The 8,248-nt window shown below is 57.2% G+C and carries 4 protein-coding genes; 1 reads left to right on the forward strand and 3 read right to left on the reverse strand.

Annotated features, from left to right (window positions below):
• Nucleotides 1-188 (forward strand): hypothetical protein (locus tag ABYV26_RS15680; RefSeq protein ID WP_372682298.1); only part of this gene is annotated, 188 nt, incomplete at its 5' end.
• A gap of 44 nt (nt 189-232) precedes the next feature.
• On the opposite strand, the gene bamA is transcribed toward ABYV26_RS15680, so the two are convergent.
• The 3 genes from bamA to ABYV26_RS15695 all read right to left on the reverse strand — a co-directional run bounded on the left by bamA (nt 233) and on the right by ABYV26_RS15695 (nt 7,987).
• A complete protein-coding gene (bamA, locus tag ABYV26_RS15685) occupies nt 233-3,052 on the reverse strand; it encodes an outer membrane protein assembly factor BamA (RefSeq protein ID WP_372682299.1) in 2,820 nt (939 codons plus the stop codon).
• A gap of 8 nt (nt 3,053-3,060) precedes the next feature.
• Nucleotides 3,061-7,278, reverse strand: coding sequence for a translocation/assembly module TamB domain-containing protein (locus tag ABYV26_RS15690; RefSeq protein ID WP_372682300.1), 4,218 nt, complete (start codon nt 7,276-7,278; stop codon nt 3,061-3,063).
• 160 nt (nt 7,279-7,438) lie between these two features.
• The gene (locus tag ABYV26_RS15695) at nt 7,439-7,987 is read right to left on the reverse strand and encodes a ferritin (RefSeq protein ID WP_372682301.1); all 549 of its coding nucleotides are present in this window, start codon (nt 7,985-7,987) and stop codon (nt 7,439-7,441) included.
• Nucleotides 7,988-8,248: the final 261 nt, after the last annotated feature.

Here is an 8,248-nt window from a genome sequence, read left to right on the forward strand (position 1 = left end):
ACGAACCGCCAGGGATGTTTATTCAGATATCTGAACATGGTGTTCAGTTTGCCGGGCTGAGAGAGAGCGGGTCGCTGAAAGGCCCCGAAACCCTTACGCTCGATATGTCAGGCAGATCGAGTGCCATCATCATCAACATGACCCATTTAGCCCGAAAAGTGCCGAAGGAGCGTTTAGAAAATATATAAAGGACAGTAATCTGACAACTGCTAAATATGATCATGAACACGGGCTAAAAACTATACCCAATGGATAGATGAAACCGGCCGGCCGACTCGCCTTCCTCCCGGTCCAGTTTGTGGCCATAGAGCAACCCCATGGGGCCGATGGGGGTGATGTAGCGCAGGCCGAGTCCAACCGATGCGCGGAAACGGTCCGAGCCGTCTTCCACCAGGGTCTGCTGGACGCTGCCGATGTCGAAGAAGGTGGTCAGCTCAACATTCATTCCCAGGTCGATGCGTGCCTCCAGGCTGCCGACCACGGCCAGCTTTCCGCCCACGGGGTTTCCTTGGCTGTCGAAGCGCAGCAGGTTCTCATCAAATCCACGGATGCTTTGAATGCCACCCAGAAAGAAAAGTTGGTCGTCGGGGACCAGTTCGCTGTCCGCATAGGGAATCACCTGGCCGATCCTGGCCAGGCCGGCAAAGGTCACTTTTTTCAGGGGGGACCAGTAGTAGCGGGTGTCGAATTGGTAGCGGAAGAAGTCGTCCAGCTGGTTCTGGACCCCCTTGGAGATGTCTACACCGAAGGATGAGAGAAGCCCGCGTGTAGGACGCACGAAAGAGTCGCGGCTATCGTAGCGGACATAGGGCGTGGTCACGAAAATCGTACGGGTCTCTTCCTCCGCATCTTCTGAGGCGGTGTCTTCGACGCTGAACTGGTCGCGGGTTTCCAGTCTGAAACTCAGGGCCGTGGTCACGTGCCTTCCCCAGTCGCGGCCGAACCCCAGCGATCCACCGGTGGTTCGGGTGCCGAAGGGCTGGTTGAATTCGGTCAGTTCCTCGTTGTAGGCACCGATGCTGGCGGTGGTGCGGGTGCCCAGAAAGCGGGGTTCGGTCAGTCGGGTCTCCACCCGGTAGCCGGTCTGGCTGATTTCGCCGGAGGCCCACAGGTCTTTGTTCAGGCCGAAAAGGTTGTGGTCGCCAATTTTGGCGCGGCCGAAAAACCCGCTGTCTGATTCGTAGCCGGCGCCGGTTTGGGCGTAATAGGGTTTGTTCTCCTCGACCTCTACGAACAGGTTTACGGTCTCCTTTTTTTCTTTCAAACCAAATATGCGATAGTTTACCCCGTGGAAAATATCCAGATCCCTCAATCGGCGCTGGCCGTCATAAAGCGACTGCAATGACAGGGGCGTCTGGGGCTGGACGTTCAGCTCTCGCCGGATCACCTTTTCTGCGGTTCGCAGGTTGCCGGACACGAAGATGTCCCTCAGGGTCACCAGCGGCCCCGCATCAACCTCGTAAACGATGTCCGCCCCGGTGCGGTCCTCATTGTAGGTGACATTGGCGCCCACCGTGGCATGGGGGTAGCCCTTCTCGGAGACCAGGCTGGCGATGGCCTCCTTCTCCGCCTCCATTGCAGCGGTGCGAAACGGGTCGCCTATTTTGTGGATCAGCACTTTCCTGGCCGTTGCCTCCGGTATCACCGTCAATCCGTTGATGACAACGGAACGGACCGTTGTCCGGGGGCCTTCCTTTACATTCAGCGATATGTCAGCGCCGGTTTTGTCTTGATTGAACGCCACCTCCGATTCCACCGTGCGCTCCTGGAATCCCTGTTTCATGTAGAGGGTGGTGACGGCATAGGTGTCCGTTTCCAGGGTCTCGGGGACAAAGGCGCCATCGTGGAAAAGCCCGGGTGGACGCGTGAGAATCTGTTTGCTGATCTCCTTTTCAGAAAGATTTTGGTTCCCGGCAATGGTTACTCTGTCTACAATGGTTTGCGGGCCTTCCTGGATGACAAAGCGCAGCTGGCGAGTCTCCACCGGTTTGCCGGGCACAAGGGTCGTATCTGTCTTTATTCGGGCATCGAGATATCCGTCCTCATGATACCGCCGCTTCATATTTTGAACGCTTTTTCTTACACCGATATTGCTCCGGTTTCCGTCGCTGAAGATGACCACATCCTTTTTCAGGGTCAGGTTCCAGAAGTGCCGATTGCCCTCGAAGGCGACTGTGTAACGCGGTCCTTCCTGAATCTTAACGGTCACGTCCACTATATGGGAATTGCCGGGATCATCTATGCGGTAGGAGAGTAGGGCATCTGCAAATCCTTTGCGACGGTAGTATGTTAACAGCGCATCCATGTCTTTTTTGAGCCGGTATTCACTGAACCGGCCAATGCCGGGTAACAGCGCACCTCTCCAGACGTTCATGCGCCAGGCGAGCGCATTTGATGAAACACCCTGGTTGCCCTCGAAGATCAGTGTGCCGAGCACGTAGTGGGGCCCCTTGTCGATGTCCACGAGGATGACGGCGCTGTCGTCGTCGCTGTCCTGCTGGGCGGTTATCGACACCTTCGGTTCCACGTAGCCTTCTCTCTGATAACGTTTGATAATGGCCCCGGCCTGGGCGGAGAGATTTTCCGGCGTGTATGGGTCACCCGGGTAGAGGGTCATCTGGTTTAAAATATCCCGTTCAAAAAGGGGATAAGCACCCCGGATGCGGATGTCCCCAATGGTTCGATAGGGTGTCAGGGTAAAGGTCAACGTTTCACCGCCGGCATCGGGACTGGCGTCTACATGAATGGCTGAAAAGCGACGACTGAATTTAAGCGCATTGATAGTCGCCTGAACCGCAGCTTCATCAAAGCGGTCCATGGGGTGCAGCTGGATAAGTCGTTTGGCCGTTGCGGCGTGACGCTCCTGTTGATCCGGTGGACTATCGATGACCACCTGGATGTCTCTGATTACCGTCTCCCACCCCTTTTTTAAACTGGCATCGTTGTCCACGGTGATGGTATCTGCAGCCAAACCCCGGGCCCACGGAACCAAGAGAATACCGAGAATCAATGCCCACAGGAGCATCGGTATGTTTCCGTATTGTCGCTTCACCGGCTCATTCACCTGAATTCGATCCGGAATACCAGTTCTGTTCCGAATATGCCCTGGTTGTCCTGAAACCCGCTGACCAATATGTTCTCCAGCAGTTTGTACTCCGTAATGGCGCGTTGGATAATTTCACCATCCTTGGACGACACTGCGTATTTGACGGTCATGCGATCGGAAAGATGCTTGCCCACGGTGACCTTGACGCCGGCGGTCTCCTGGCCATCGCTGCTGCCATTGGCTTCCACCTGCAGAATATCGACCCCCGTGGTTTTTTTAATGTCGGCACCATAGGTGTCGGCAATCATTCCGGCCATGATCTGGCCGGTGGTACGCTCGCCTCCCCCTTCACCGGCGGTCAGTTCCTGAGCGGTTCGGCCGAACAGGATCAGCGAAAGGATGTCCGCATCGGTTTCCGTCGGCACCGATGAAAGCTTCAGATCCAGATTGTCCGGGGTGCCTTTGATGGCCAGCGTGATCGTCCAGGTTCTGATGGTCGTCTCGCTTTCGATGTCGATTCTGGCTTCCGTCTGGTAGGGATTGATAAAGTCGATGATGCCTTTTTTAACTTCGAAGGTCTTTTTCTGAAAGGTGACCGTACCGGTGTTCACCTGGGCCCGACCGCTGACAATGGGACGCGTCAGGTCCCCCCCGATCTTCAGATCCGGACTGATCTCAAGCTGGGCCAGGTTGTTCTGGACCACAAAGGGTTGCCGGTGACTGACCCCAATATCCAAATTGACCGCGTTGAAATAGGGGATCGTCAGGGGTTTGGCCGCAGGTGCGACGGCCCGCTGGCGAGCGGTGGCCATCTGCAGCAGGTTGATTTTGACATCTTTGTAGTAGACCCCTTCCAATAAAACGATCGTTCCCCTGGCAGCGGCGGCCTGGCCGCTGCCTGTGATGTTGACATCGCCATTGAGCAGCACGGCCAGGGTGTCGGGAACTTCCAGCGGAAGTGATTTCACATCGATGGAAAGATTGATTTGCGTCGGTGTAAACGTTTCATGCGCGATGCTGCCGTTTACGCTGAACGATCCCGTATCCAGCAAGCCACGCAATGCGTCGATGCGGACAGTGTCGGGCGTCAGGTGAATGCTGCCATTCAAATTGTGAAGTTTTTGAACCAGGCCGGGCACCGTCATGCCTATCTTTTCCAGATCGATGCGGGCATCGATTTGAGGGTCGTCAGTATCGCCGTCAATTTTCGCCTTCAGGACTACCATGCCGACGGCATCGGCAAGTTCATCGCTGAAGATTTTTGCTGCGGTCAGGGGAATTCGGCCGTCCATATCCAAGTTCAGTCGGCCGCCGACCCGGGCATTCCCTTTCAGACGCAGGCGGCCCGAATCCAGCAGCCTCACCTCGAATTCGGGGACGATCAGTTCCTGGTCAGCCAGCTCGGCGACCACCCGGTCGGACTGGATCAACGAGATATCCTTGAACAGCAGATGAATTGCGTTCAGGTCAACGTGGGCGGAGGCATTGGCAGCGTCCCGGATATTCCCGGCAGCCTGGACCCGGCCGGTCAGCGTACCATGAAAATCCGGTTTTCCCGCAGCCTTGAGATAGCTGCCGACCTCCGTGCGGTCAAAGGTCAGGCGGGCATCGAAATTCCCTTTTTTCAAGTCACAGGCGGCGTCAACGTCAAAATTCAGGTTGCCCGTGACCTTGGCCAGCATGTCGTGGAGACTGAAGGCGAGATCGACGTCATCGATAGCGCCATCATTGATGGTCATGTCGGAGACGGTCAAGTGACCGTCGACGTCCGGGTTTGACATGCTTCCCTTTCCGGTGGCATCGAGGCGCAGCATGCCCTCTCCGGGGAAAAAGTCATGCAGCCGATGGATACGGGTGACAGAGATGCCGTTCGATTGGACATGCAGGTCAATGGTTTTATCCAGCCCCACCGATCCGCCACCCTCGATCTGTTCGCCGGGGGCAACGGCGGCGATGAGCTGGTCCAGCCACAAGCGCCTGTCCGCCAAACGAAGGTCGAGTGAAAGGGTTTCTATCGGCTGACCAGCCAGATTGGCCTGCCTGCCGACCAGGGTGAGGTGGCCGACGGGCGCTTCTATATCGCCCTTCAGTCTGCCGGAGAAGGTGAAATCGCCGCTTGCCGCATCGATAAAATCCCCCGGATCAAAGTGGTCTGAATCGGCGGTAAAGTCAACCGTCGGGTCATCGACCGGGCGCAGTGTGCCGGGGGTCAGCAATTGGATGTTGCCCGCCGCGTTGACCGTGGACTCCTGGTTGCGCAGTTGAAGTCGATCCACAAAGACGGTGCCGGCATTCAACCGCAGGCCGGCATCGATCTCGCCGACACGGACAACATCCGTGCCCAGTGCCTTGCCGTTGAGGGAGAGCGCACCTGTCAGCGACCCAAGCGGGCCACCCACTTGCAGCTGTCCGTCGAGGGTGCCGTTAAAAGGTGGGGTTTCCATGAAGTCGTCAGCGGACAGATTTGTTAGGCTGAGATCAAGGGCGTTAACGAAGTCGGGGTCGATGCCCCCGCTGCCCGGCAGCAGACGCAGGTGCCCATTGCCTTGGATCCGGGAACCCCGGTTCTGGAGGTTCAGGTTGGTCAGGTGCAATCGGCCGTCATGGTCCAGGTTGGCTTGGGCGACCAGATCGCCGAGGGTATAGGTATCGACTTTTAGGTTTTTGGATGCCAGGTTCAACGAGAATTCCGGTCGATTCAAATTTCCTTCCACGGTCAGTGCTGCCGTGCAGGCGCCGTAAACGGACGGTAGGCCCACTATGCCCAGGGCACGGGAGAGATCGTCCGCCGTCAAGACGAGTTTTCCGGCAAGTGCCCCGTCATCCATCTGAAAACGACCGTCACCCGACAGCCGAACGCCGTCGGCGGCGGCGTGGAGTCGTGATATGGCCATCGTGCCGTGGTCCATGTGAGCCGATAGCTTCACGTCGGCATCGACCGGTCGGTCCATGCCGGGAGTCAGCAGGCGCTTTCCGGACCCCTCTACTGTCAACCTGGCCGAGATGTCCGACGGCATGACCCCGCTGCCGGATATAGAGACCCGGCCGGTCGTTGCCCCGTTGATATTGATCGACGGTTTCAACCAGGGGCCGAGATCCGGGATGTCAGGCACCAGGGTGAGGGCATAGGCGATGGCGTTGAGATCGGTCGGCGGCGCCAAGAAGCCGGTTGGAAACGCCTCGCGAAGGTTTACCGTCCCTTTCAGCGTGACCGCGCCGGCGGCTTTCCGCCATAATGCAGGCGCGATGGAGACCTGACGATCCGTAAGGTCAATGATAAGATCACCACGGTCCACGGCTAGACCGGCAACCCGGCCATTGTCAACGGTCAGGACGAGTCTTGCATCAGGATTGGTCACGGTTCCCTTCAGGTTAAGTGTGGCCTTTGCGGAACCGCTGTAATCCCCGGTAAGATTGAAAATTGATTTTAATTCATGCAGTTGACTGTCGACAGAGAGAACGCCGTCGATCAGGGGGATCGTGGTCAGCCTGTCGGCTGAACCGGATAGCCTCAACGAGGTCTGGCCGGCGGTGACATCGAGCACGGATACGCTCAGTCGGTCGCCATTCAGATGGGCCTTCAAGGCGATGCGGGCCGGTTCCGGGCGGATGCCGGCGCTGCTGAACCGTAAACTGCCAACCGCCAGTTCCAGGCTTGCCGATCGGGCCATCAGGTTGCCTTTTGCGGAAAGCGCCAGCCCGGTGGCTTCCAGGTGCGTGGCGTCGTCAGATGGGGTGAACCTGAACCGGCCTTCGGTCAGCTGAATCGATTCACCAACGATATTGAACGGCAATCCGGCGCCCTCGGGCGTCGGCGCTTTCGTTTCCTTATCCTGGGCCGGCGAAACCAGGGCGTTCATCAGGTTGATGCCCGCGGTTTCATCCAGGGCCAGGTCTGTCCATGGACCCTGAAGCAGGACCCGTTCTATTCGAATTTCCCTTCGCCACAGGGGCCGCCAGTTAAGTTGCACGGAAAGATGGGCTATACCCGCCAGGGCGATCCCCTGGGGGTCCTGAAGCGCGACCCCATAGAGGTCCAGGCTCGGTTTCAGCAGGGATAGCCGGTGGGATTCAATGGCGATCTTCCCCGGGATCAAGGTGTTGATGCGGGACTGCACCCAGTGAAGACCATGGTTGGATTTGATCCAGAATAGGGCGCTCCAGAACGCGATGCACACCACAGCCGCCAGGGTGGCGGCGATGACTAGCAAGGGTTTGAGCATCTTTTTCATGGGTACAAAAAATACCGCCTTCGGAGGGAAAGGACAATCTCAAAAGGCGGTATTTCAAATATTTTTAACGGGTGCGTCGATGTCGGGCCGGCCACAGCGTCTTTTCCTGAGTCCATTCCGGCATGGTCAGCCAGGTCAAAGCGGTTTTTCACTGAGCGGATTATGCGCCGGAGGCGGCCATGGCTGATTCGATACCCTTGCTGAAGTCGGTCGGCACGGTGGTCGCTCGCCCGGCCAGTTCTCGGTCCAGCATCATCAGTCCCTGGGGGTTGTCTTTGATGAATTTGAGTTGGGCGATGATGTCGTTGTCGTTTTCTTCCTCCTCCACCTGCTCGGTCACATACCACTCCAGAAAGATCTGGGATGCATGATCCTTTTCGGAAATGGCCAGCTCCATGAGATCGTTGATGGATCGGGTGATGAACTGCTCGTGGGCCAGGGTCTGGTTGAGCATTTCCAGTGGGGATTCAAAGGTCGTGGGCGGCGCCTGGATGGCCCCCAGGTTTACCTGCGCGCCCTGCCGCTGGATATACTCGTAGATCTTCATGGCATGAAACATTTCTTCATGGTACTGCACCATGAACCAGTTGGCGAAGCCCTTGAGCCCTTCCTGGTTGCAATGGGCCGACATGGACATGTAAAGAATGGCCGAGTACATCTCCCGGTTGACCTGCTCGTTGAATGCCTGGGTCATTTTGTCACTGATCATGGGAACTCTCCTTCCAGATATGAAGCGGTTATTCGTGAATGTTACGCAACAGCCTGCTATTCTCCGTTTGCCGCCGTTGTCGGCGCCGGGTCGGGGGGCTGTGTGAAAGGGCAAGCCGAATCATCACAGCCGATGATCAGGACAATGGTAATCATCGGCAGCCCCGCCTTCAAGGGTGGACGACGAAGCGCTGGTGGTCAATCAAAACCCAAGCGATGGTCTAGCTTGCCGCAGATTCAAGGCAGATGTCGTCGCGCTATA

Origin of the sequence: Desulfosarcina sp. (assembly GCF_041551955.1) — a bacterium.
Taxonomy (GTDB): Bacteria; Desulfobacterota; Desulfobacteria; order Desulfobacterales; family Desulfosarcinaceae; genus Desulfosarcina.

Coding starts and splice junctions, on each gene's coding strand:
- ABYV26_RS15695 (WP_372682301.1), bottom strand. CDS start 7,987: ATGATCAGTGACAAAATGACCCAGGCATTCAACGAGCAGGTCAACCGG.
- ABYV26_RS15690 (WP_372682300.1), bottom strand. CDS start 7,278: ATGAAAAAGATGCTCAAACCCTTGCTAGTCATCGCCGCCACCCTGGCG.